Here is a 20,714-nt window from a genome sequence, read left to right as displayed (position 1 = left end):
GCCTTGCTTCCCCTAGGGTGATGATTGGTAGGCGTTATGACCCGCCGTCGGACGCTCGCAAACCCTAAGGATTTTTGACTCGCGCGCGTCCGGCGAGGCCTGTAAACAACCGTTTGAATCCAAGGGCGGCCACGCCACGAGCCGTCCCTCTCCAACAATCGAGGATGCGCCACATGGCCGAGATCAATTCGGTGACCGACCTTACGCTCGACGGCGACGTCGCGGTGATCACGCTCAACTCTCCGCCGGTCAACGCCCTGTCGGCCAAGGTCCGCGAAGGCCTGTTCGAGGCCTTCAAGGCGGCCAACGCCAACGACGCCGCCAAGTCGATCGTGCTGATCTGCGAAGGCCGCACCTTCATCGCCGGCGCCGACATCACCGAGTTCGGCGGCGCCATGGCTGGCCCGGGTCTGCCCGAGGTCCAGGCCCAGATCGAAGACTCGCCCAAGCCGGTGGTCGCCGCGATCCACGGCACCTGCCTCGGCGGCGGGCTGGAAGTGGCTCTTTGCGCGCACTACCGCGTCGCCGTCCCGTCTGCCAAGCTCGGCCTGCCGGAAGTCGCCCTCGGCCTGCTGCCGGGCGCCGGCGGCACCCAGCGCCTGCCCCGGGTGGTCGGTCCCGAACGCGCCCTGGAAATGATGACCAGCGGCCGCCACGTGCCCGCCAAGGAAGCCCTGGCCGGCGGCCTCGTCGACGAACTGGTCGAGGAAGGCAAGCTGAAGGAAGGCGCCGTCGCCTTCGCCAGGAAGGTGGTCGCCGAAGGCCGCCCGCTGCGCAAGATCCGCGACCAGAACGAGAAGGTCGAGGCCGCGCGCGGCAAGCCCGAGATCTTCGCCGACTTCCGCAAGGCCAACGCCCGCAAGTTCCGCGGCTTCCTGGCCCCGGAATACAACATCCAGACCATCGAAGCGGCGGTGAACCTCCCCTTCGACGAGGGGCTGGCCGTCGAACGCAAGCTGTTCCTGGAACTGATGAGCGGCCCGCAGTCGGCCGCCCAGCGCTATTCGTTCTTCGCCGAGCGCACCGCCCAGAAGATCCCGGACGTGCCGGACGATACCCCGCTGATCCCGATCAAGAAGGTCGGCGTCATCGGCGCCGGCACCATGGGCGGCGGCATCGCCATGAACTTCGCCAACGCCGGCATCCCGGTGGTGATCGTCGAGCAGAAGCAGGAGCCGCTGGACCGCGGCCTGGCCACCATCCGCAAGAACTACGAGCGCACCGCCTCGCGCGGCGGCATCACCGCGGCCCAGGTCGAAGAGCGCTGCGCGCTGATCACCGGCTCGCTGTCGATGGAAGACTCGTTCGCCGACGTCGATCTGGTGATCGAAGCCGTCTTCGAGCGGATGGACATCAAGAAGGACATCTTCGCCAAGCTCGACGCCATCTGTAAGCCCGGCGCGATCCTGGCGACCAACACCTCGGGCCTGGACATCGACGAGATCGCTTCGGTCACCAAGCGTCCGGAAAGCGTCATCGGCCTGCACTTCTTCTCGCCGGCCAACGTGATGAAGCTGCTGGAGATCGTCCGCGCCGACCACACCTCCAACGAGGTGATCGCCACCTCGATGAAGCTGGCCAAGCAGATCGGCAAGGTCGCCGTGCTGGTGGGCGTCTGCCCCGGCTTCGTCGGCAACCGCATCCTCGGCGCGCGCCAGCGCGAGGCCCAGAAGCTGGTCATGGAAGGGGCGATGCCCTGGGATATCGACCGTGTGCTCTACGACTTCGGCTTCCCGATGGGCCCGTTTGCGATGAGCGACCTGGCCGGCCTGGACATCGGCTGGGTGAAGGAGAAGTCGAAGGGCGAAAGCATCCGCGACGTGCTCTGCGAAGCCGACCGCCGCGGCCAGAAGACCGGCGCCGGCTACTACGACTACGACGAGAACCGCGTCGCCAAGCCGAGCCCGTTCACCGAGAAGGTGATCAACGACTTCATCGTCAAATCCGGCGCCAACCCGCGCAAGATCAGCGACGAGGAGATCCTTGAGCGCTGCATCTTCCCGATGATCAACGAGGGCGTGAAGATCCTCGAAGAAGGCAAGGCCATCCGCGCCAGCGACATCGATGTGGTCTGGCAGAACGGCTACGGCTGGCCGGTCTATCGCGGCGGCCCGATGCACTACGGCGACCAGGTCGGTCCGGCCAAGGTGCTCGCCAAGATGAAGGAATTCCAAGCCACCATGGGCGACCAGTTCAAGCCGGCCGCGCTCCTGGAAAAGCTTGTCGCGGAAAACAAGAAGTTCGCCGACCTGTAAGGCGACGCCGACCAAGACCGCCCCCGGCGTCCGCGCCGGGGGTGAGCAGGACTACCCTCCCAACTCGTTAGGATGCTCTTCAATGCGTGAAGCCGTAATCGTCTCCACCGCCCGCACCCCGATCGGCAAGGCCTATCGCGGCGCCTTCAACAACACCTACGGCGCGACCCTCGCCGGCCACTCGATCGCCGCCGTCGTCGAACGCGCGGGCGTCGACCCGGCCGAGATCGACGACGTGGTGTTCGGCTGCGCGCTGGAGCAAGGCACCACCGGCAACAACATCGCTCGCCAGGCCGCCCTGCGCGCCGGCCTGCCGGTGACCGTGTCGGGCATGACCCTCGACCGCCAGTGCTCGTCGGGCCTGATGGCGATCGCCACCGCCGCCAAGTACATCATCAACGACGGCGCCCCGATCGCCATCGGCGGCGGCGTGGAGTCGATCTCGCTCGTCCAGAACGACAAGATGAACCGCTTCATGACCGGCGACCCCTGGCTGGCCCAGAACGTCCCGGCCCTGGCCACCTCGATGATCGAGACCGCCGAAGTCGTCGCCGAGCGTTACGGCGTCAGCCGCGAGGCCCAGGACGAGTACGCCCTGCAATCGCAGCAGCGCACCGCCCAGGCCCAGTCGGAAGGCCGGTTCACCGCTGAAATCGCCCCGATGACCACGGTCATGAAGGTGCTGGTGAACAAGGAAACCGGCGAGACCGCGGACAAGGAGATCACCATCTCCATGGACGAGGGCAATCGCCCGCAGACCACCCTGGCCGACCTGCAGAAGCTGCAGCCGGTGTTCAAGGGCGGCCGCTACGCGCCGGAAGGCAAGTTCATCACCGCCGGCAACGCCAGCCAGCTGTCGGACGGCTCGGCCGCCGTGCTGATGATGGAGCGCAAGGAAGCCGAGAAGCGCGGCCTGACCCCGCTCGGCGCCTACCGCGGCATGGCCGTGGCCGGCTGCGGTCCGGAAGAAATGGGCATCGGCCCGGTCTTCGCGATCCCGAAGCTGCTGGAGCGCAACGGCCTGACCATCGACGACATTGACCTGTGGGAGTTGAACGAAGCCTTCGCCAGCCAGGTCCTGTACTGCCGTGACAAGCTGGGCATCCCGAACGAGAAGCTCAACGTCTCGGGCGGCTCGATCTCGATCGGCCACCCCTACGGCATGACCGGCGCCCGCTGCACCGGCCACGTCCTGCACGAAGGCAAGCGTCGCGGCGCCAAGTGGGGCGTCGTCACCATGTGCGTCGGCGGCGGTATGGGAGCCGCGGGCCTCTTCGAGATCTTCTAAGAGGACCGAAGGCCGCGCCCATCATAAGGAGTCGCCGAAATCGCTTCGGCGATTTCGGTGGGCGCGGCGGCTTCTTCGAGATCTTCCAGACGTCGAAGACAACCGACTATCGGGAAGGGCCGTCCGCGAGGGCGGCCCTTTTCCGTAAGCGAGGTGTTGGCCTTCGCTGGTCGGCCCGCCGCCTGGCCGCCGCCGCGGCCTCAACCCGGACTGACGCCAAAGCCGCCACGGCAGGACACGGACGTGTCATCCCGTGGCGGGAATATCGCGCGGACGGCCCATTCAAGATAGGGTGCGGCGGGGCTCCCAGAGGGCCTCGCCTGGACCAACCTTTAAATGATCCTTTTCGCCTCGGCCGTCGTGCTCCTATTGCTGGTGCTCAACGGCCTTTTCGCCATGTCCGAATTGGCGGTCGTTTCCTCCCGCCGAGCTAAACTGCAGGCCCGCGCCGAGCGCGGCGACAAGGGGGCCGCTGCGGCCCTCCGGCTCTCGGAGAACCCCACGCGCTTCCTCGCCGCCGTTCAGGTCGGCATCACCCTGATCGGCATTCTGTCGGGCGCCTACGGCCAGGCCACCATCGCCGGCGAGCTCGACCACATGCTGGAGACCATTCCGGCGCTGCATGAGTATTCAGAGCTGATCTCGACCGCCGTGGTGGTCGTGGTCATCACCTATCTGTCGCTGATCGTCGGCGAACTGGTGCCCAAGCGCTTCGCCATGGTGTTCCCCGAGACCATCGCCTCGCTGGTCGCCCGGCCGCTGTCGCTGATGGCCAAGCTCATGGGCCCGTTCGTCTCGCTGCTGACCGCGTCCACCGTCGGCGTGCTGCGCCTGCTGGGCATAAAGGACGAGAAGGGCGAACAGATCACCCACGAAGAAGTCGAGACCGTTCTGGCCGAAGGCGCCAGCGCCGGCCTGATCGAGCCTGAGGAACAGGCGATGATCGGCGAAGTGCTGCGCCTCGGCGACCGCCAGGTGCGGGTGGCCATGACCCCGCGCCGGGACATCTACTGGATCTCGCTGTCCGATCCGCACGAGCAGCAGATGGCGGACATCCGCGCCTGCCCCTATTCGCGCATCGTGGTCACCCAAGGCGCCGATGTGGAAGAGCCGGTCGGCGTGATCCACAAGAAGGATGTCCTCGACGCCATGCTGGACGGCAAGAAGCCGGACGTCGCGGCGCTGATGGCCACCCCGATCTACCTGGTCGAGACCACCTCTCTGCTGCGGGCGCTGGAACTGCTCAAGCAGACGCCGCTGCACATGGCCCTGGTGGTCGACGAGTTCGGCGCCCTGGAAGGCGTGGTCACCCCGACCGACCTGCTGGAGATGATCGCGGGCGACTTCGACGAGGAGCACGACTCGGACACGTCCGAAGCGATCATCAAGCGCGAGGACGGCAGCTATCTGGTCGACGGCCGCGCCGAGGTCGACGACCTCGCCAAGGCGCTGGGCGCCGACTTCACCGAGACCAGCCAGTTCCACACCGCCGCCGGCCTGGTGCTGCACGAGATCGGCCGCCTGCCGAGCGAAGGCGACGTCTTCGAGATCGCTGGCTTCCGGGTCGAAGTCATCGACATGGACGACCGCCGTATCGACAAGCTGCTGTTCACGCCGCAGGTCGATCCGGAGGCCCCCAGCCTGGGCGATATGCTCTCGTCCTAGCCTGGCGGGGCGCGAAAGCCCCCGAAGGCCTGCTCGAGCAGGCCGGCGAACGCGATCGGCGTGCGATCTTCGAGGTACGGCCCGATGATCTGCACGCCGATCGGCAAGCCGCCCGCGCTGATTCCCACCGGCGCGGCGGTGGCCGGCAGGTGCGCCAGCGTGGCGATGCCCGGCCAGGCCAGCTGGTCGAAATAGGGCGTCGCCGCGCCGTTCAACAGCAGCGTCCGGGATCCCGGGTCGCTGTCGTCATGCGGATAGGCCAGCGACCCGTGCGCCGGCGCCAGCACCACGTCGAAGGCCTCGAACAACCGCGCCCAGGCCCGGCGGACGGCCAGCTGCGCGTCCTGCAGGTTCATCCAGTCGTGCGCGCTCATCGGCTGAGCCTGCGGAGGGCCTCCCCGCGACATCGCCGTAGTCAGCAGGCCGCGATAGACCTCGTGGCCCTGGGCGAGGTCCGGCAGCAGCTCGCTGCTGCGCGCGATGCTCGCGCCGGCCCGTTCCAGCTTGCCGGCCAGCTCGCCCAGCGCCGCGACGATCGCCGCGTCGGTGACGGCGGCGGGATGGGCGTCCAGCACCAGCACGCGATAGTCGCCCAACCGTGCATGTCGCGCCGGCGGCAGGTCGAGACGATAGCCGAACGCTTCCTCGTCCAGCGGCCCGGCCAGCACGTCGAGTGCAAGCTCCAGGTCCGCGGCCGTGCGCGCCAGCGGGCCGACCACGGCCAGCGGCACGTCGAGGCCGTCCAGGCCGGGCGGGGCGTGGCCGCGCTGCGGAATGATCCCGTAGCTCGGCTTGTGACCGAAGATTCCGCAGAAGGCGGCCGGCACGCGGATCGAACCGCCGATGTCCGTGCCCATCTCCAGCGGGACCATCCCGGCGGCCACCGCCGCGGCGGCGCCGCCGGACGATCCGCCGGCCGTGCGCTCCAGGTCCCAGGGATTGCGCGTGCGCCCATAGATCGGATTGACGCTCTGCCAGTCGGCCAGGCTGACCGGAATGTTGGTCTTGCCGAGGATGATCGCGCCGGCGGCCTTCAGCCGCGCCACGCCGACCGAGTCCGCAGGCGCGATCCAGCCCTTGGCCGCCTCGAACCCCCAGGTGGTCGGCAGGCCGGCGACGTTGTGGGATTCCTTGACCGTCATCGGCACGCCCAGCAGCGAGCCGCGTTCGCCGCGAGCCAGCGCCGCGTCGGCGGCGCGGGCGGCGGCGCGAGCGCGGTCGAAGTCGCGGACCACCACGGCGTTGATCGGCCCGTCGCGCGCCTCGATGCGGGCGATCGCCGCCTCGCACAGTTCCAGCGCGCTGGCCCGGCCGGCCGCCACGGCTGCAGCGAGCGCGCCGGCCGAGGCCTCCGACAGATCTTCGGCGAGGGTCTCGGACATGGCGGCGCTCCCTTAGTGTTTTCGCCAGCCTGCTCTGGACGTCCGGCGGAGTCCAGGCGCGCTGCGGCCTCCGGACGCAGGCTGACGGTCAAGCTCAGCAACCCTTCCTCAACCCTAACGGCGTGGAGTTCCGGACACGGGGGGGCCTCTTTGGTTTGGAGGGGTCCGATATGGACAAGGGATTGAAGCGCGGCCTGACGGCCGCCGGGGCGTTGCTGGTGCTGGCCGCGTGCGCGAGCACGCCTGCGCCCAAGGGCGGCGGCAAGGGACCGGCGCCCGGCGCCCAGGCCGACCGTCGGCTGGAGAGCCAGGCCGCGGCCTTCGAGAGCTTCATGCGCAACGCCCGCGGCATCGACGCGTCATTCGCCAATCCGGCGGCGGTGGCCGAGGGCCTGCGCATCGGCTCGGGCTACGAGCCAAGGCAGCTGGAGGCCGGCATGGTCGCCTACGCCGCGCTCGCCGCCCTGCAGGAGCCGAAGTTCGTGGCCGGGGTGCGCAAAGCCGCCCAGGACAAGTCGGGCAAGGGACTGGCCGCTCGCCTCGCCGCTCGCCCCGATCTCGCGGCCAGCCTGCCCGGCGCCGACGCCGGCGCGGCGCGCGCCAGCGCCGCGCTCTATCGCCAGGGCGAGGCCCTCGAGGCCAGCGGCAAGCGCGTGAAGAAGGCCTCCTACGACGTCCAGCGCCAGGCCTGGGCTAAGGTCTTCGTCCCCGACGCCAAGGCGCGGCTGACCCGGGTCAAGCAGATCTCCAGCGCCGGCTACCGGCCGGCCGGCGGCGACCAGGCCCAGCTCTATTCCACGCTGTCGCAGGGCGGGAAACGCGGCGGACCGCCCAGTCCGATGGTCTCGCGCGGGCTCGCCGTCGCAGCCCTGACCGTGTTGGGCGAGAGTGGTCGCGCCGGAGCGCTGATGAGCGAACCTCGCAGCGGCATGTGCGTGCGGGTGGCCAAGCTCAACCTTTATCAGTGCCTGGCCGCTGCCGGCCCGTATTACGAGGACATCTACTGCCTGGCCCAGCACGCCATGCTGGAGCCGGCCGGGTGTGCGACGGACTCCGTGCGGCCGATCCGCACGGCGCAGCGTTGAGCGATTTCCCGCCCCACATCTGTCGAAGTCCGAGCTAAATTACCGCGCGCGCCGCAGCGGCGCGGGAGAGCCAGATGTCCGAGCGCGACCAGAACGACAACCCGTTCATCCGATCCAGCCCCTGGGGCCGGGCGAAGGGAGCGGCGCCGTTCGGCTATGCGCTGACGCCAGGCCAATCGGCCGGAGAGCCGGCCGCTCCGCAGCCAGCGCCGGCGCCCGAGCCCCGCCCGGCCCCGCGTCCGGCGGTGCAGGCGCCGACCGCCCGGCCCAGCGTCGCCCCACAGGGCGGCATTCTGGCCGGCGGCTCGCTGGTTCAGCGCGCCCCGAGCCAACCCGCCGCCGGACAGCAGCCGGTCCAGGGCCCGCGTCCCGCCTTCGTGACGCCGATCGGCCAGCCGCCGGTCCGCGCACCGGTTCCCCAGGCGCCGCCCGTTCGCGGGCCGGTCGCCGCAGGCCCGCTCGCCAGCGGCTCCAGCACCGCCCGTCCGCCGCAGTCGCCCCCGCGTCCGACACCGGCCCCCGCTGCAACGGCCGCGGCGCCGCGTCCCGCCCCCGCTCCCGCCCCGCAGGCGGAACCCGATCTCACCCTCGCCGCGCCGCCGCGGACATCGGTGCCCAAGCGCTCGCCGCTGCCGCTGATCGTCGGTGGCGTCGTGGCGGTCGCCGCCGCCAGCGCCGTCGCCTTCCTGCTGATGCGTCAGGACGAGCCGCCGGCCCCCGCGCCTGCGCCGCCGGTGGAAGCGGCGACGCCGCCCGTTCCGGAAGCCGCCCCGACGCCGTCCACCGTAGAAGCCGCCGCGCCCGCGCCGGTCGGGGCCCAACCGCCGGCCGCCGCTGCCCCGGCCCCGGCCCCGAAGGCCGCCGCGCCGACTGCTGCGCCCAAAGCCCCGGCCCCGAAGGCGCCTGCGCCGAAGACCGCCGCCCCGAAGCCGGCCGCCGAAGCGCCCGCCCCGGTGCTCAACGTGCCGGCTCCAGCCCCCGCGCCGGCGCCGCTGGTGCTGACCCCGCTCTCGCCCGCCCCGGCCGAGCCGCCGATCACCCCGCGGCCGGGGACGCCGATCCCGACCGATCCCGACGCGCCGCTGACGCTGAACCGCAATTGACGGTGCTTTCGCCCCGGCGCCATCCAGCCTAAGCAGGAGGCAACAGGGGGAACGCGCATGAAGACGCTGGGACTAGGCGAGATCGCGCCGCTGCTGGACGGCCACGTGGATCTGCGCCGCCGCAAGGACTCGCTGCAGCCGCTGCGCCTGCCGGTCGCCGAACTCGGCTTCTACGACGCGTTCAACCGCTGGGTCGGCTCCTGCGCCACGGCCTGCCGCATCCGCCTGCGGACCGCCTCGACCCGCATCGGCCTCTCGGGCGCCCAGCGGCTGCTGGACCAGTCGGTCGGCGGGGAGCGGCGCGGCGCCTACGATCTCTATGTCGACGGCGTCTTCAACGCCCGCGTCTGGGCGCAGGGCGGCGCGGCCATCGATCTGCAGAACGGCGCCTTTGTGGGCGACGAGGCCTTTAACCTGACGTTCGACGGCCTGCCGCCCGGCGAAAAAGTCCTAGAACTCTGGCTGCCCCAGGCCGCCACCGTCTCGATCACCGGCCTTGAGCTGGACGACGGCGCGGACGCCGCTCCCGTCGCCGACGGTCGCCCGCGCGTGCTTTTCCACGGCAGCTCGATCACCCACTGCCTGGAGGCTGAAGGGGCCAGCGCCGGCTGGCCCGCCGTGGCCGCGGGTCTGGCGAATGTCGACCACCAGAACCTCGGCTGGGCCGGCTCCTGCCTGCTGTCGGGCCAGGCTGCACGGATCATCCGCGACGCCCGCGCCGACGCCATCGTCCTTAAGCTCGGGATCAACGTCCACACCGACGGCCAGCTCAAGGAGCGCACCTTCCTCGATTCCGCCCACGCGATGATCTCGATCATCCGAGAGAAGCATGCGACGACGCCGATCCTGGTCGTCTCGCCGATCTACTCGCCGGGGCGCGAGGACGAAGCCTCAGGCGGCGGTCTGCCGCTGACCCGCATGCGCCAGTTGCTGAGCGAGGTGGTCGCCGCCCGCGTTGCGGCGGGCGACAGCCAAATCGCCTATCTCGACGGCCTGAAGCTGTTCGGCGCCGCCGACGCCCACCTGCTGCCCGACGACCTGCACCCCAACACCGAGGGCTACCGCCTGATCGGCGAGCGCTTCCATGCACTGGCCCTTAGCGGTCCCGACGCGCTCGTCACACCCCCAGCAGCGACCTGAGATAGGGGTTCAGCAGGCGGCCCTCCGGGTCGAGCCGCGCGCGCACCGCCAGGAAGTCGTTCCAGTTCGGATAGAGCAGCGCCAGTTCGCGGGCCTTCAGGCTGTGCAGCTTGCCCCAGTGCGGCCGCCCGCCATACTTCAGGAAGATCGGCTGGATCAGGTCGAACAGGAAGTCGTAGGCGTCCTTGTAGTGGCAGTGCACGGCGATCGAGCCGCGCGGGCCGCCCTGGAAGGGCGAGAGCCAAGCGTCGTCGGCGGCGATGCGGCGCACCTCGATCGGGAAGAAGACATCCGGCCGCTCGGCCTCGATCGTCGCCATAACCTCTTTCAGCGCGGTCAGATGGTTCTCCACCGGGATGTGGAACTCCATCTCGTTGAAGCGTACCGGCCGCTCGGTGGAGAGCAGCTTCCAGCCCTCGTCGATCGCCTCCTCCGGCTTGGCCGAGCCCAGCAGCGCCTTGGCGGCGGCCTTGCGCAGCGGGGTCGAGAAGCGGGTCAGGTTGCGCAGCTGCTTGAGCACCTCGAGCAGGGCGGTGTCGGTGTCCGGCCCGCGCGCCGCCGCCGGGGCGTCGGTCTCGTCGTGGGTGACATTGGCCGCCAGGTCGGTGAACGGGACGGCGAAGAACTCGTAGTTGCGATGCTGCGCCCAGCGCTCTTCAGCCTTGGCCAGGGTCTGCTCGAACGGCTCGACGAACACCTTGCGGTGCAGCCGGCGATTGGCGGTGGTCGCCAGCCGGACCTGGGTGATCACCCCCAACGCGCCCAGCGACACCCGCGCCGCATTGAAGACGTCGGCGTTCTGCGTCGCGTCGCAGTCGATCATCTCGCCGGTCGCGGTCGCCAGCCGCAGGGCCGTGACGTCGCCATGGATGGCCTTGATCGTCGCGCCGGTGCCGTGGGTGGCGGTGCCCAGGCAGCCGCCCAGCGACTGCTTGTTGATGTCGGGCAGGTTGGCCATCGCCCGGCCGCGCTCGGCCAGGGCGGGACCGAGGGCGCCGAGCCGCATGCCTGCGCGGACCACCGGCTGGTCGCCCTCCCAACGCTCGATACCGGCCAGGCCGTCGAGGGTCATCAGGGTGCCGGACGTCGGCACCAGCCCGGTGAACGAGTGCCCGGCGCCGACCACCCGCACGGGCGCGGTCGAGGTCTTCAGCGCCTGGGCGACCTCGGCCTCGGTCTTCGGCGCGCTGCGCACGGCCGGATAGGCGTGCTCAGTCCCTGACCAGTTGCGCCACAGCAGATGCTTGTTCGCGTCCACGCTGGGCGGGGCGGGCGGCTCGGGCTTGTCGCGAGCGGCGAGATAGACCCCGCCCCCGGCGGCGGCGAGCACGCCGCCCGAACCCGCCAGCAGCGCAGTGCGGCGCGAGATCACGACTTGCCCTCCTTGCCGGCCATGAAGCGGGTCAGGGCCTTGAAGTCGTCAGGCGTGCAGGCTGCGCATTGGCCCAGCGCCGGCATCGCCTTGTAGCCCTGCACGACGTGGTCGAGCAGCACGTCCTCGCCCTGCTTCCAGCGCGGCGCCCAGGCCTTGGCGTCGTGCACAAGCGGCGCGCCGGAATCGGCGACCACGTGGCAGGCCTTGCAGCTGTCGGCATAGAGCTGGGCCAGGCGCGGATCGGCGGGGGCCAGGCTGGCCGGATCGGAAGGCGGACCGGCGGGCGGCGCGCACGCGGCCAGCATCAGGCCGCCGGCGGCGGCCAGGTAGGCGATGGACTTCAAGCGTCTCCCCCCAAGGCGACTTTCAGATCTTGAGCGCGGCCCGATACCCCGGGTGCACGAGATCGTGATACTCGGGATGGCGCTGGATGTATGCCGACACGAACGGGCAGACCGGGATCACCAGCTCGCCCCGCTGGCGCACGAACTCCATCGCCGTGCGGACCAGCTTGCCGCCCACGCCCTGGCCCTCGAAAGCCGGCGGAACCTCAGTGTGGGGGAACAGCACCCCGGTGGCCAGCAGCCGATACTCCGCATAGGCGACCTCGTCGCCTAGCCGCACCTCGAAGCGACCCTTCTCCTCGTTGTTCACGACCTTCAGGTCATCGCCGCTCATACCGCACCCCTAGTGACTGGCGGCCAGCACACCACGCCCTGTCGCTGGTGGCAACGCGGCCCGCGGGGCCATAAGAAGCCCGCGGTTGAGATAAGTTTTTATGATGATCAAAGGTCTTTCAATAAGTCCGTCGCGCGCTATATTGCGAATAATTCGCAATAAGGCATTTCTGATGCGCACCGCCAAGAAGACACTGAGCTACAGCGTGATGCACCTGACGGTGGCGATCACCGTCGCCTATGTTCTGACCCGCGACTGGCGGGCGGCGCTGGCGATCGGGATGATCGAACCGGTCTTCCAGACGATCGCCTTCGCGATCCACGAGCGCGTCTGGGCGCGGCTCGGCGCGCCAAGCCCGACGAGCGTCGAAGCCTAGAGGAGAGGAACCACCAATGACCAACACCGGACCCACCGCCAAGGACCGCAAGGCGGTCGCCGAAGGCCTCGCCAAGCTGCTGGCGGACACCTACGCCGTCTACCTGAAGACCCACGGCTACCACTGGAACGTCCGGGGCCCGAATTTCTCGCAGCTACACACGCTGTTCATGGCCCAGTACACCGAGATGTGGACCGCCATCGACGAGGTCGCCGAACGCATCCGCGCGCTGGGCGAACTGGCTCCGCAGGGCTATGGCGCGTTCGGCAACCTCTCCTCGATCAAGGACGGCGATCCGTCCAGGAACGCAGAAGAGATGCTCAAGGACCTGATCGCCAGCCAGGAGACCCTGATCGGCACGCTCTACGCGATCCTGCCGGCCGCCCAGGAAGCGGGCGACGAGGTCAGCGCCAGCCTGATCTCGGACCGGCTGACCGCGCACGAGAAGCACGTCTGGATGCTGCGCTCCTCGCTCTAGGGCTTGGCGGAGGCGGACGCGGAACTGCGGCACGCAGGCCGGTCCGCCTTCATTTCCTTTTCCATCACCGGACGCACCACCTTGGTCCAGATCGCGTAGCCGGCGCTGTTCATGTGCAGGCCGTCGGCGACGAACAGGTCCTTGGGATGTCCGTCGGCGCCCATCATCTGCGGCACGACGTCGATGTAGACGAAGTCCTTGCGGCCCTTCATCTGCGCCTTGATCTTGGCGTTCACTGCGCTTTGATCTGGAATCTGGCGCTCGCGGGCCTGCGAGGGCTTAAGCGAGATGAAATAGACCGGCGTCGCCGCGCCGAGCTTCTCGCTTTTGAGCTTCATGAAGCGTCCGAAGTCCTCGGCCACCGAGTCCTTTGACTCCCCGGCGTTGAGATCGTTCTCGCCGGCGTAAAACACCACGGCCCGCGGCCTATAGCGCCCGACGACCTGGTCGAAGTTCGCATTGACGTCCGAGATCTCCGCGCCGCCGAAACCCCGGTTGAGCACCGGGATGGGAGCCATGTCCTGGCTCAGGCTGGTCCAGAACCGGATCGTCGAGGAGCCCGTGAACACGATCTTGCAGGGCGTCGGGGGCGCGGCCTTATCCTGTGCGGCGAAGGCCTGCATCTCCGCGGAGAAGCGGCCGGCCGCGGCGGCGGCGCCCGAAGAGCCCGCGACGAGAACCGCGGCGGCGGACAAGGCGATCAACCGAACCAGCATGGCGCTCACTCCCCCGAGGAGCCCCGCCGGCCGTCGTTTCTGCGAGCGGGGCCAAATGGCTATTGCTGCGAGAGTGGCGCCGATTCAAGGCGACGGCCACGCTCGAAAACGACAAAGGCGCTGCGGTCTCCCGCAGCGCCTTTCCGTTCCGAAGCCTGGTGGCTCCTAGAAGCGGTACTGGAATTCCACGCCGTACGTGCGCGGGAAGTTCAGCTTCACCGTCCGGCGATAGTCGCCGAGCGAGGTCAGGCTGGTCGGGGTGGAGCTCTGATAAGCCACCTCGTCGAAGGCGTTCTTCACGTAGCCGATGATCGTGAAGCGGTCCTGGCCGTCCTTCCACAGGGCGCGGAAGTCGACGATCTCGTTCGCCGGGGCGGTGTAGTTCGCCTGGCTGAAGACCGCGGTCTGCATGTCGTCGGTATAGGTGTAGGTGCCGCCGATGGTCAGGCTGCCGGCGTCGAAGTCGAAGGTGTAGTTGGCGCCGAGGTTGAGCTTGTTTTCCGGCGTCATCGGGAGGCGGTTGCCTTCCAGGTTCTGGGTCCGGGCCGTAGCCGTACCGCCGATCGGCTTGGCGCCGGCTTTCGAGGCGGTCGGGTCGTTGACGTCGACGAAGCAGCAGCCGTTGGTCACTTCCGCGTTGATGTACGCGTAGCTGGCGAACAGCATCAGGTTGTCGATCGGCGCCCACTGGCCTTCCAGTTCGACGCCCCAGTTGCGGGCGTCGAGGTTCAGGAACTGGGTGCCGGTGGTCGAGCCGCTGATCACGACCCGCAGCGGCGCCTGGAAGCCCTGATAGTCGGCGTAGAAGATCGCCGAGTTGAGCTGGAAGCGGCCGCCGAAGGTCTTCTTCAGACCGACCTCGTAGTTGTTGACGTACTCCGGATCGGCGTACGGCACCGGGGTCAGGCCGTTCGAGGCGAGCCAGCCGCCCGACTTGTAGCCGCGGCTGTAGCGGGCGTAGGCGTTGGTGTCGCCGTCCGGCTGCCACTGGACGCCCAGCGTACCGGTCCAGGCGTCGTAGTCGGCCTTCAGATCGCGGATCAGACCGCCGCCGGCCGCTTCACGCAGGTTGGCGTATTGCGGCTGCGCGGTGCAGGAGGCGAGCGTCGCCCCGCCGCAGACCACGAAGGTGGTGAAGTCGAGCGCGACGCCCTGGCCGATGGCCGCGGGGATGCCGGCGAACTGCTGGAGCAGAGTCGTGGTGGTGGGGCTACGCGAGACGTAGCGCGCGAAGTCGGTGCCGGACTTTTCGTCGACCGAGTAGCGAAGGCCGGCGGTCAGGGTCCAGTTCTCGGCGAACTCGTAGTCGATCTGACCGAACGCCGCGTAGGAGTTCACTTCCAGGCTGCCGTCGACGAACAGGTAGTTGCCGTTCGGGTTCGGCGCGGCCGGACGGCCGGTGGCCAGGCTCAGCGGCGCCTGCATGGCCGGATCGCCGAGCACGCGCAGGCCCTGCGGCTGCGAATACTCTTGATGGTACTGATAGAGTCCGACGATCCAGTGCAGCGGGCCGTCCGAGTTGGACGACAGGTTGATCTCGTTCGACCACCACTTCTGCTTCTCGGTGTAGAAGAAGCGCTCGTTCGGCGAGACGTTGGTTGCGGTGTAGGCGCCGAACGGGGTCGCGGTCGGGATGCTGAACAGGCCTTGGCGGGACGAACGGTCTTCGTCGCCGTTGGTGTTGTAGGTGTAGGCCTGATAGCCGGCCAGGTACTTCAGCGTCGCGCCGCCGAGATCCCAGGTCAGGTCGAAGTGCAGACGATTATGGTTGGAGAGCTTGCCCTCCATCGTCTGGTCCATGTTGATCTTGTAGGGATCGTTGATGGACGGATTGACCCCGGTATAGCCGAAGGTCGGGTTGTAGTAGAGCGCGCTATTTTCCAGGCCGGTCGGCGAGCGGGTGTCGTAGGGCGTGATCACCGCTTCGTGGATGTTGCCGACGCCGTAGCTGTCGTCCCAGTCGAACTTCGTATAGCGCAGACGGGCGGTGATATTCTCGCCAAGGTCGGCTTCGAGCTGGGCTTCGACCAGGTAGCGCTTCAGGGCGCTGGTGTCGCCGCCGGGGCCGATGTTCTCGATGAAGCCTTCGTCGCGGCGCTCGACCGAACCGCCGAGCAGGAAGCGCAGGCCGTCGGTGATCGGACCGGTGACCAGGGCGTCGGTGCGCCACGAACCGTAGTTGCCGACCGCGCCGCGGACTTCGCCTTGGAACTCGTCGCTCGGACGCTTGCCGATGATGTTCAGCGCGCCGCCGATCGAGTTACGGCCGTAGAGGGTGCCCTGGGGACCGCGCAGGATTTCGGTCCGCTCGATGAACAGCGACGGCGTCGAAGAGTCGGCCATCGAGTTCGAGAAGATGCCGTCCGAATAGAGCGCCACCGACGGGTCGGTGCCGATCGCGTTGGTCAGACGGCCGAAGCCGCGGATCGAGAGACGGTCGTTGTTGGTGTAGGCGACGCTCGGCGTGACGCGGGCCAGATCCTCGACGGTCGCAACGCCCATCAGGTCGCGCTTTTCCGAGGTGTAGGCGGTCACCGCGACCGGCACGTCCTGCAGGCTCTGCTCCCGCTTTTCGGCGGTGACGACCAGTTCCTCGATGGTGAAGGCGTCTTGGGCCGCGGCCTGAGTGGCGGCGGACATGGCCGCGACAGACGCGCCCATGATGAAGAGACTGCGCAGACGCAGCGGTTGAAACATGTGTTACCTCCCAGCCAGACGCGGGCGTTTAGCCGCCCGTCGCGAGTGCTTAATATTGCTAGGCTGGAGGTCTCGAACAGCGTTCGAATAGAGGGAAAAGCGCCCCCGCCGAACTTTCGTCAGGCCTTGTGGCGCAAGGGCCGCGCCGCCTCTGCCGAAGCAATGTGCAACGCGGAAAAAGATACTGATTATTCAAATACATGGACTGGGCTCGCCTCTATGGCGAGCTGACGCTACGGCGCCCTGACTGGACCCGAAATCAGCGCTTCCAGCCCGCGCACCGCCGATTCCATCGTCTCGTCTTCCGGACCCTCGCCGGGCGAGCTGCGCGACAGCGCCGTCGCCGCGATGCCCCGGCCCCACGCCCAGATGGCGTCGGCGATCTTGCCGGCCAGATCGGTCGAATGCTGCTTCTCGAAGTCCGCGATGATGGCGGCGCGCGAAATGGCGCAGGCCTCCGCCTCGGCGGCGGCCACGTCCTCGCGGCGGCCGGAATCCAGCGCCTCGTACATCAGGATGTAGAGCTCGGGCTTCTGGCGCAGGAAGGTCAGGTAGGCGCCGCCGGTGGAGCGCAGCCCGCCCTCGTGTCCGTGCGCCTCGTAGGCGGCCCGCATGGCGTCGGAGAGCTGCCGGAAGCCGTCGACCGCAAGACCCGCCAGCAAGGCGGCCTTGTCGGCATAGTGATAGTAGACCGTGCCAGGCGCCACGCCGGCACGGTCGGCGATGGCCCGCAGCGACAGACCGGCGCGGCCGCTTTCCTGCAGAATCTCCCGCGCTGCCGCTAGAAGTTGTCCGCGGACATTCCCCACGTGATAGGTGCGCCGCCGTTCGAGGCTCACCGCCGTCATGACGCCCATCTCATCGCAAACACTGCGGCGGCCCGACGCACTACGAAAGGCCGCACTCCCCGTCGACCAAAGTTATCGACGCTAAGTTAAGGCCCTATCCGCGCCGTTACGCAACGACAATCAAGTCAGGATCGCTACCTTGGCTGGTAGTGCGACCAAAAGGTCGGTCGGCGCCAGCCGCACCTGCAACCCGCGCTGGCCGCCGTTGACGAACACCTTCTCATGGTCGAGCGCGGCCTGGTCGATCAGCGTCTGGACCTGCCGTTTCTGGCCGAACGGGCTGACCCCGCCGACCCGGTAGCCGGTGACGCGCTCGGCGTCGGCGGGCTTCATCATCTGCGCCGACTTGCCGCCCGCCGCCGCGGCCAATTTCTTCATCGCCACCTCCCGGTCCGAGGCCAGCACCGCGCAGACCGGCTTGCCGTCGACCAGGGCCATCAGGGTCTTGAGCACCTGGTCGGGGCTGACGCCGAGGCTTTCGGCGGCCTGCAGCCCCACCCGCGGCGCGTCGGGGTCGTAGTCGTAGGAATGCAGCTCGTAGGCGATCTTGGCCTTGTCGAGGGCGAGCGTCGCGGGCGTGGTCTTGGCCATGGCTCGCTTTAGCCCCGCCGGCGGTCGCTGCGAAGCGCCAGCTTCGCCGCGCCCGAGGTTCGTTTTTCGCCAACGCCCTGCGCCAAGGCGACTAACGCCGCTCTTGCAGCTAGGCGACGCAGGAAAATCGCCCATATGCTCGAGGAGATTGCGCGGAAATCGACCTCCGGGCGTTTCTGCTGAAAGGCCTCCAGGAGCCGTTCATGACCGCACACCCGCGCAAGCTTGCGCCGCCCGCCAGCTCGGCCCTCGAACTGATCGGCGACACGCCGATGCTCGAGCTGACCGGCTTCGACACCGGCCCCTGCCGGTTGTTCGTGAAGCTTGAGAGCGCCAATCCCGGCGGCTCGATCAAGGACCGCATCGCCCGCTCGATGATCGAGGCGGCCGAAGCCGACGGCTCGCTGAAGCCCGGCGGGACGATCGTCGAGGCCACAGCCGGCAACACTGGCCTCGGTCTCGCGCAGGTCGGCGTCTTGAAGGGCTACAAGATCCTGCTGCTCGTGCCCGACAAGATGAGCCGCGAGAAGATCCAGCACCTGCGCGCGCTCGGCGTCGATGTCCGCATCACCCGATCCGATGTCGGCAAGGGCCACCCCGAATACTACCAGGACATGGCCCAGCGGCTGGCGGCCGACATTCCCGGCGCGATCTACATCAACCAGTTCGCCAACCCAGCCAATCCGAAGGCGCATGAGACCACCACCGGCCCAGAGATCCTGGCGCAGATGGAGGGCGACCTCGACGCCATGGTCGTCGGCGTCGGCTCAGGCGGCACGCTGACCGGCCTTGGCCGCTTCTTCGCCGCGGCCTCGCCGAAGACCAAGATGGTGCTGGCCGATCCGGAGGGTTCGATCCTCGCGCCGCTGGTCAACACCGGCGAGACCGTCGAACCGGGCTCATGGGTGGTCGAGGGCATCGGCGAGGACTTCGTGCCCGACAACTGCGACCTCTCGCTGGTCTCGCGCGCCTACACCATTCCCGACGCCGAGAGCATCGCCGCCGCGCGCCTGATGCTGGCCAAGGCCGGGGTGCTGGGCGGCTCCTCCTCCGGCACGCTGCTGGCCGCCGCCCTGCGCTATTGCCGCGAGCAGACGGAAGCCCAGCGGGTCGTCACCCTCGTCTGCGACACCGGCGCCAAGTACCTGTCCAAGGTCTACAACGACAGCTGGCTGGCCGAGCAGGGCCTCACCGAGCGCCGCCTGCATGGCGACCTGCGCGACCTGATCGTGCGCTCCGCCACCAACGGCGGGGCCATCGTGGTCGGCCCGCAGGACACCTTGCTGACCGCCTACAACCGCATGCGCCAGGCCGACGTCAGCCAGCTTCCTGTGCTCGACGGCGGCCGCCTGATCGGGCTCATCGACGAAAGCGACCTCCTGGAGGCCATCGAGGACTCCAAGCCCGACAAGCGATTCTCCCAGCCGGTGGCGGCTGCGATGACCGCCAAGCTCGACACTCTGCAGGCCGACGCGCCGCTCGATGCGCTGCTGCCGGTCTTCGAACGCGATCAGGTGGCTATCGTCCTCGACGGCCGCGAATTCCTCGGGCTGATCACCCGCATCGACCTCATCAACTATCTGCGGCGAGCTGCGTGACCCAAGACAACACCAGAAAGAACCGCCTGGAGTTCTCCACGCGGGTGATCCACGGCGGCCAGTCGGTCGATCCGACGACGGGGGCGGTGATGCCGCCGATCTACGCGACGTCGACCTACGCCCAGACCAGCCCAGGCGAGCACAAGGGCTTCGAGTACTCGCGCAGCCAGAACCCGACACGCTTCGCCTTCGAGCGGGCCATCGCCGACCTGGAGAGCGGAACGCGCGGCTACGCCTTCGCCTCGGGCCTGGCGGCGATCTCGACCTTCCTGGAGGTGCTCGACGCCGGCTCGCACGTGATCGCCAGCGAGGATCTATACGGCGGCTCGTTCCGGCTGTTCGACAAGGTTCGCCGGCGCACCGCCGGCCTGGAGTTCAGCTTCGTCGACATGAGCGACGTCGCCGCCATCGAGGCGGCGATCCGGCCCAACACCCGGTTGTTGTGGGTCGAGACCCCGACCAACCCGCTGCTGCGGCTGGCGGACCTGGAGGCGATCGCCGCGCTCGGCAAGCGCCGCGGCCTGCTGACCGCCGCCGACAACACCTTCGCCAGCCCCTATGTGCAGCGGCCGCTGGAATTCGGCTTCGATGCGGTCATGCACTCCACCACCAAATACGTCTCGGGCCACTCCGACATCGTCGGCGGCGCGCTGGTGGTCGGCCAGAACACGGAGCTCGCCGACCAGGTCGGCTTTCTGCAGAACGCGGTGGGCGCGGTGTCCTCGCCGTTCGACTCGTTCCTCGCCCTGCGCGGCGTGAAGACCCTGGCCCTGCGCATGCAGCGCCACTGCGAAAACGGCATGGCCATCGCCCGATGGCTGGAAGGCCGGGGCGACGTCGCCCAGGTCATCTATCCGGGGCTGGAGAGCCACCCGCAGCACGACCTGGCCAGGCGGCAGATGAGCGGCGGCTTCGGGGGTATGATCTCGGTGGTGCTCGACCGCGACCTGGCCGGCACGGTGCGGATGCTGGAGCGCACCCGACTGTTCACGCTCGCCGAGAGCCTCGGCGGCGTGGAGAGCCTGATCGAGCATCCGGCGATCATGACCCACGCCTCGATCCCGGCCGAGACGCGGGCCCGGATCGGCATCGCCGACGGCCTGATCCGCCTGTCGGTCGGGATCGAGGACGCCGGCGACCTGATCGCCGACCTGGAACAGGCCCTGGCGGGCTAGTGGCCCTGGTGGGCGGCCTTGTAGGCGGTGTCCCAGGCGACGAACTCGGGGCCGTCGATCTTGCCGTTCTTGTCCTTGTCCGCCTTGGCGAACTCGTCGGCGGGCAGCTTGTAGGCCACCCATTCGGTCTTATCGATCCGGTCGTCCTTGCTGGTGTCGGCCGGGTGGATGAAGCGGCCTTCGGCGGCGAAGGCCATGCCGGTCGAGCCCGCGAGGGCGGCGGCGGCGAGGATGAGGCTGGTCAGACGCATACGGGTCCTCCTG

19 protein-coding genes are annotated in these 20,714 nt (G+C 68.6%); 10 read left to right on the top strand and 9 right to left on the bottom strand.

Going from position 1 to position 20,714, the window contains the following annotated elements; all coding sequences use genetic code 11:
• The first annotated feature begins 173 nt into the window (after positions 1 to 173).
• The 3 genes from GGQ61_RS18795 (at position 174) to GGQ61_RS18785 (ending at position 5,208) form a co-directional block, all read left to right on the top strand.
• Positions 174 to 2,255 carry a 3-hydroxyacyl-CoA dehydrogenase NAD-binding domain-containing protein gene (locus tag GGQ61_RS18795; protein WP_183776186.1) on the top strand — a complete coding sequence of 694 codons (2,082 nt, stop codon included), beginning with the start codon at positions 174 to 176 and terminating at the stop codon, positions 2,253 to 2,255.
• Positions 2,256 to 2,337: 82 nt separating this feature from the next.
• Complete coding sequence (locus GGQ61_RS18790) at positions 2,338 to 3,543, top strand: acetyl-CoA C-acyltransferase (RefSeq protein WP_183776181.1); 1,206 nt, start codon at positions 2,338 to 2,340, stop codon at positions 3,541 to 3,543.
• Between the two features lie 336 nt (positions 3,544 to 3,879).
• Entirely contained in the window at positions 3,880 to 5,208 is a 1,329-nt protein-coding gene (locus GGQ61_RS18785) for a hemolysin family protein (protein ID WP_183776179.1), read from the top strand.
• Here the strand turns inward: GGQ61_RS18785 and GGQ61_RS18780 are convergent.
• Complete coding sequence (locus tag GGQ61_RS18780; protein WP_183776177.1) at positions 5,205 to 6,590, bottom strand: amidase family protein; 1,386 nt, start codon at positions 6,588 to 6,590, stop codon at positions 5,205 to 5,207. The two genes, GGQ61_RS18785 and GGQ61_RS18780, sit on opposite strands and share 4 nt — an antisense overlap.
• Positions 6,591 to 6,760: 170 nt before the next feature.
• On the opposite strand from GGQ61_RS18780, the gene GGQ61_RS18775 reads away from it, so the two are divergent.
• The 3 genes from GGQ61_RS18775 to GGQ61_RS18765 all read left to right on the top strand — a co-directional run bounded on the left by GGQ61_RS18775 (position 6,761) and on the right by GGQ61_RS18765 (position 9,918).
• Positions 6,761 to 7,675 carry a hypothetical protein gene (locus tag GGQ61_RS18775; protein ID WP_183776172.1) on the top strand — a complete coding sequence of 305 codons (915 nt, stop codon included), beginning with the start codon at positions 6,761 to 6,763 and terminating at the stop codon, positions 7,673 to 7,675.
• A gap of 74 nt (positions 7,676 to 7,749) precedes the next feature.
• Complete coding sequence (locus GGQ61_RS22540) at positions 7,750 to 8,778, top strand: hypothetical protein (RefSeq protein ID WP_183776169.1); 1,029 nt, start codon at positions 7,750 to 7,752, stop codon at positions 8,776 to 8,778.
• 57 nt (positions 8,779 to 8,835) lie between these two features.
• Positions 8,836 to 9,918 (top strand): GDSL-type esterase/lipase family protein, encoded by a 1,083-nt coding sequence (locus GGQ61_RS18765; protein ID WP_183776165.1) that lies wholly within the window; start codon positions 8,836 to 8,838, stop codon positions 9,916 to 9,918.
• Here GGQ61_RS18765 and GGQ61_RS18760 read toward each other — a convergent pair.
• From GGQ61_RS18760 to GGQ61_RS18750, 3 genes are read right to left on the bottom strand one after another with little or no spacing between them, the layout of a single operon-like run.
• The gene (locus GGQ61_RS18760; RefSeq protein ID WP_183776162.1) at positions 9,896 to 11,290 is read right to left on the bottom strand and encodes a D-arabinono-1,4-lactone oxidase; all 1,395 of its coding nucleotides are present in this window, start codon (positions 11,288 to 11,290) and stop codon (positions 9,896 to 9,898) included. The two genes, GGQ61_RS18765 and GGQ61_RS18760, sit on opposite strands and share 23 nt — an antisense overlap.
• On the bottom strand, positions 11,287 to 11,637 hold the full coding sequence (locus GGQ61_RS18755; protein ID WP_246371093.1) for a c-type cytochrome: 351 nt from the start codon (positions 11,635 to 11,637) through the stop codon (positions 11,287 to 11,289). Before GGQ61_RS18755 ends, GGQ61_RS18760 begins: the two co-directional genes overlap by 4 nt.
• Positions 11,638 to 11,659: 22 nt before the next feature.
• Positions 11,660 to 11,971, bottom strand: a complete 312-nt coding sequence (locus GGQ61_RS18750) for a GNAT family N-acetyltransferase (RefSeq protein ID WP_183776160.1) — start codon at positions 11,969 to 11,971, stop codon at positions 11,660 to 11,662.
• Between the two features lie 172 nt (positions 11,972 to 12,143).
• On the opposite strand from GGQ61_RS18750, the gene GGQ61_RS18745 reads away from it, so the two are divergent.
• Entirely contained in the window at positions 12,144 to 12,347 is a 204-nt protein-coding gene (locus GGQ61_RS18745; protein ID WP_183776158.1) for a DUF2061 domain-containing protein, read from the top strand.
• A gap of 16 nt (positions 12,348 to 12,363) precedes the next feature.
• On the top strand, positions 12,364 to 12,825 hold the full coding sequence (locus tag GGQ61_RS18740) for a Dps family protein (RefSeq protein WP_183776156.1): 462 nt from the start codon (positions 12,364 to 12,366) through the stop codon (positions 12,823 to 12,825).
• On the opposite strand, the gene GGQ61_RS18735 is transcribed toward GGQ61_RS18740, so the two are convergent.
• From GGQ61_RS18735 to ybaK, 4 genes are all read right to left on the bottom strand, one after another.
• Positions 12,822 to 13,541: a GDSL-type esterase/lipase family protein gene (locus tag GGQ61_RS18735; RefSeq protein ID WP_183776154.1), complete on the bottom strand. Its 720-nt coding sequence runs from the start codon at positions 13,539 to 13,541 to the stop codon at positions 12,822 to 12,824. The genes GGQ61_RS18740 and GGQ61_RS18735 overlap by 4 nt on opposite strands.
• A gap of 165 nt (positions 13,542 to 13,706) precedes the next feature.
• Entirely contained in the window at positions 13,707 to 16,238 is a 2,532-nt protein-coding gene (locus GGQ61_RS18730) for a TonB-dependent receptor (protein WP_183776152.1), read from the bottom strand.
• Positions 16,239 to 16,471: 233 nt separating this feature from the next.
• Positions 16,472 to 17,086 carry a TetR/AcrR family transcriptional regulator gene (locus GGQ61_RS18725; RefSeq protein ID WP_183776149.1) on the bottom strand — a complete coding sequence of 205 codons (615 nt, stop codon included), beginning with the start codon at positions 17,084 to 17,086 and terminating at the stop codon, positions 16,472 to 16,474.
• A 120-nt stretch (positions 17,087 to 17,206) separates the two neighbouring features.
• The gene (gene ybaK, locus GGQ61_RS18720) at positions 17,207 to 17,677 is read right to left on the bottom strand and encodes a Cys-tRNA(Pro) deacylase (protein WP_183776147.1); all 471 of its coding nucleotides are present in this window, start codon (positions 17,675 to 17,677) and stop codon (positions 17,207 to 17,209) included.
• Positions 17,678 to 17,880: 203 nt separating this feature from the next.
• On the opposite strand from ybaK, the gene GGQ61_RS18715 reads away from it, so the two are divergent.
• Together GGQ61_RS18715 and GGQ61_RS18710 are read left to right on the top strand one after the other, a co-directional pair.
• On the top strand, positions 17,881 to 19,275 hold the full coding sequence (locus GGQ61_RS18715; protein WP_183776139.1) for a pyridoxal-phosphate dependent enzyme: 1,395 nt from the start codon (positions 17,881 to 17,883) through the stop codon (positions 19,273 to 19,275).
• Positions 19,272 to 20,450, top strand: coding sequence for a cystathionine gamma-synthase (locus GGQ61_RS18710; protein ID WP_183776137.1), 1,179 nt, complete (start codon positions 19,272 to 19,274; stop codon positions 20,448 to 20,450). Before GGQ61_RS18715 ends, GGQ61_RS18710 begins: the two co-directional genes overlap by 4 nt.
• On the opposite strand, the gene GGQ61_RS18705 is transcribed toward GGQ61_RS18710, so the two are convergent.
• The gene (locus GGQ61_RS18705; RefSeq protein ID WP_183776135.1) at positions 20,447 to 20,701 is read right to left on the bottom strand and encodes an EF-hand domain-containing protein; all 255 of its coding nucleotides are present in this window, start codon (positions 20,699 to 20,701) and stop codon (positions 20,447 to 20,449) included. The two genes, GGQ61_RS18710 and GGQ61_RS18705, sit on opposite strands and share 4 nt — an antisense overlap.
• Positions 20,702 to 20,714: the final 13 nt, after the last annotated feature.

The organism is Phenylobacterium haematophilum (assembly GCF_014196295.1).
In the GTDB taxonomy this organism is placed as follows: Bacteria; Pseudomonadota; Alphaproteobacteria; order Caulobacterales; family Caulobacteraceae; genus Phenylobacterium; species Phenylobacterium haematophilum.
This window is presented reverse-complemented; position numbering and strand designations above follow the sequence as displayed.

What these genes read in the sequence shown, in the direction of transcription:
- GGQ61_RS18790 (WP_183776181.1), top strand. Translation starts at nt 2,338, where the DNA reads ATGCGTGAAGCCGTAATCGTCTCCACCGCCCGCACCCCGATCGGCAAG.
- GGQ61_RS18750 (WP_183776160.1), bottom strand. Translation starts at nt 11,971, where the DNA reads ATGAGCGGCGATGACCTGAAGGTCGTGAACAACGAGGAGAAGGGTCGC.
- GGQ61_RS18725 (WP_183776149.1), bottom strand. Translation starts at nt 17,086, where the DNA reads ATGACGGCGGTGAGCCTCGAACGGCGGCGCACCTATCACGTGGGGAAT.
- GGQ61_RS18705 (WP_183776135.1), bottom strand. Translation starts at nt 20,701, where the DNA reads ATGCGTCTGACCAGCCTCATCCTCGCCGCCGCCGCCCTCGCGGGCTCG.
- GGQ61_RS18775 (WP_183776172.1), top strand. Translation starts at nt 6,761, where the DNA reads ATGGACAAGGGATTGAAGCGCGGCCTGACGGCCGCCGGGGCGTTGCTG.
- GGQ61_RS18745 (WP_183776158.1), top strand. Translation starts at nt 12,144, where the DNA reads ATGCGCACCGCCAAGAAGACACTGAGCTACAGCGTGATGCACCTGACG.
- GGQ61_RS18730 (WP_183776152.1), bottom strand. Translation starts at nt 16,238, where the DNA reads ATGTTTCAACCGCTGCGTCTGCGCAGTCTCTTCATCATGGGCGCGTCT.
- GGQ61_RS18795 (WP_183776186.1), top strand. Translation starts at nt 174, where the DNA reads ATGGCCGAGATCAATTCGGTGACCGACCTTACGCTCGACGGCGACGTC.
- GGQ61_RS18735 (WP_183776154.1), bottom strand. Translation starts at nt 13,541, where the DNA reads ATGCTGGTTCGGTTGATCGCCTTGTCCGCCGCCGCGGTTCTCGTCGCG.
- GGQ61_RS18785 (WP_183776179.1), top strand. Translation starts at nt 3,880, where the DNA reads ATGATCCTTTTCGCCTCGGCCGTCGTGCTCCTATTGCTGGTGCTCAAC.
- GGQ61_RS18715 (WP_183776139.1), top strand. Translation starts at nt 17,881, where the DNA reads ATGACCGCACACCCGCGCAAGCTTGCGCCGCCCGCCAGCTCGGCCCTC.
- GGQ61_RS18740 (WP_183776156.1), top strand. Translation starts at nt 12,364, where the DNA reads ATGACCAACACCGGACCCACCGCCAAGGACCGCAAGGCGGTCGCCGAA.
- GGQ61_RS18765 (WP_183776165.1), top strand. Translation starts at nt 8,836, where the DNA reads ATGAAGACGCTGGGACTAGGCGAGATCGCGCCGCTGCTGGACGGCCAC.
- GGQ61_RS22540 (WP_183776169.1), top strand. Translation starts at nt 7,750, where the DNA reads ATGTCCGAGCGCGACCAGAACGACAACCCGTTCATCCGATCCAGCCCC.
- GGQ61_RS18780 (WP_183776177.1), bottom strand. Translation starts at nt 6,590, where the DNA reads ATGTCCGAGACCCTCGCCGAAGATCTGTCGGAGGCCTCGGCCGGCGCG.
- ybaK (WP_183776147.1), bottom strand. Translation starts at nt 17,677, where the DNA reads ATGGCCAAGACCACGCCCGCGACGCTCGCCCTCGACAAGGCCAAGATC.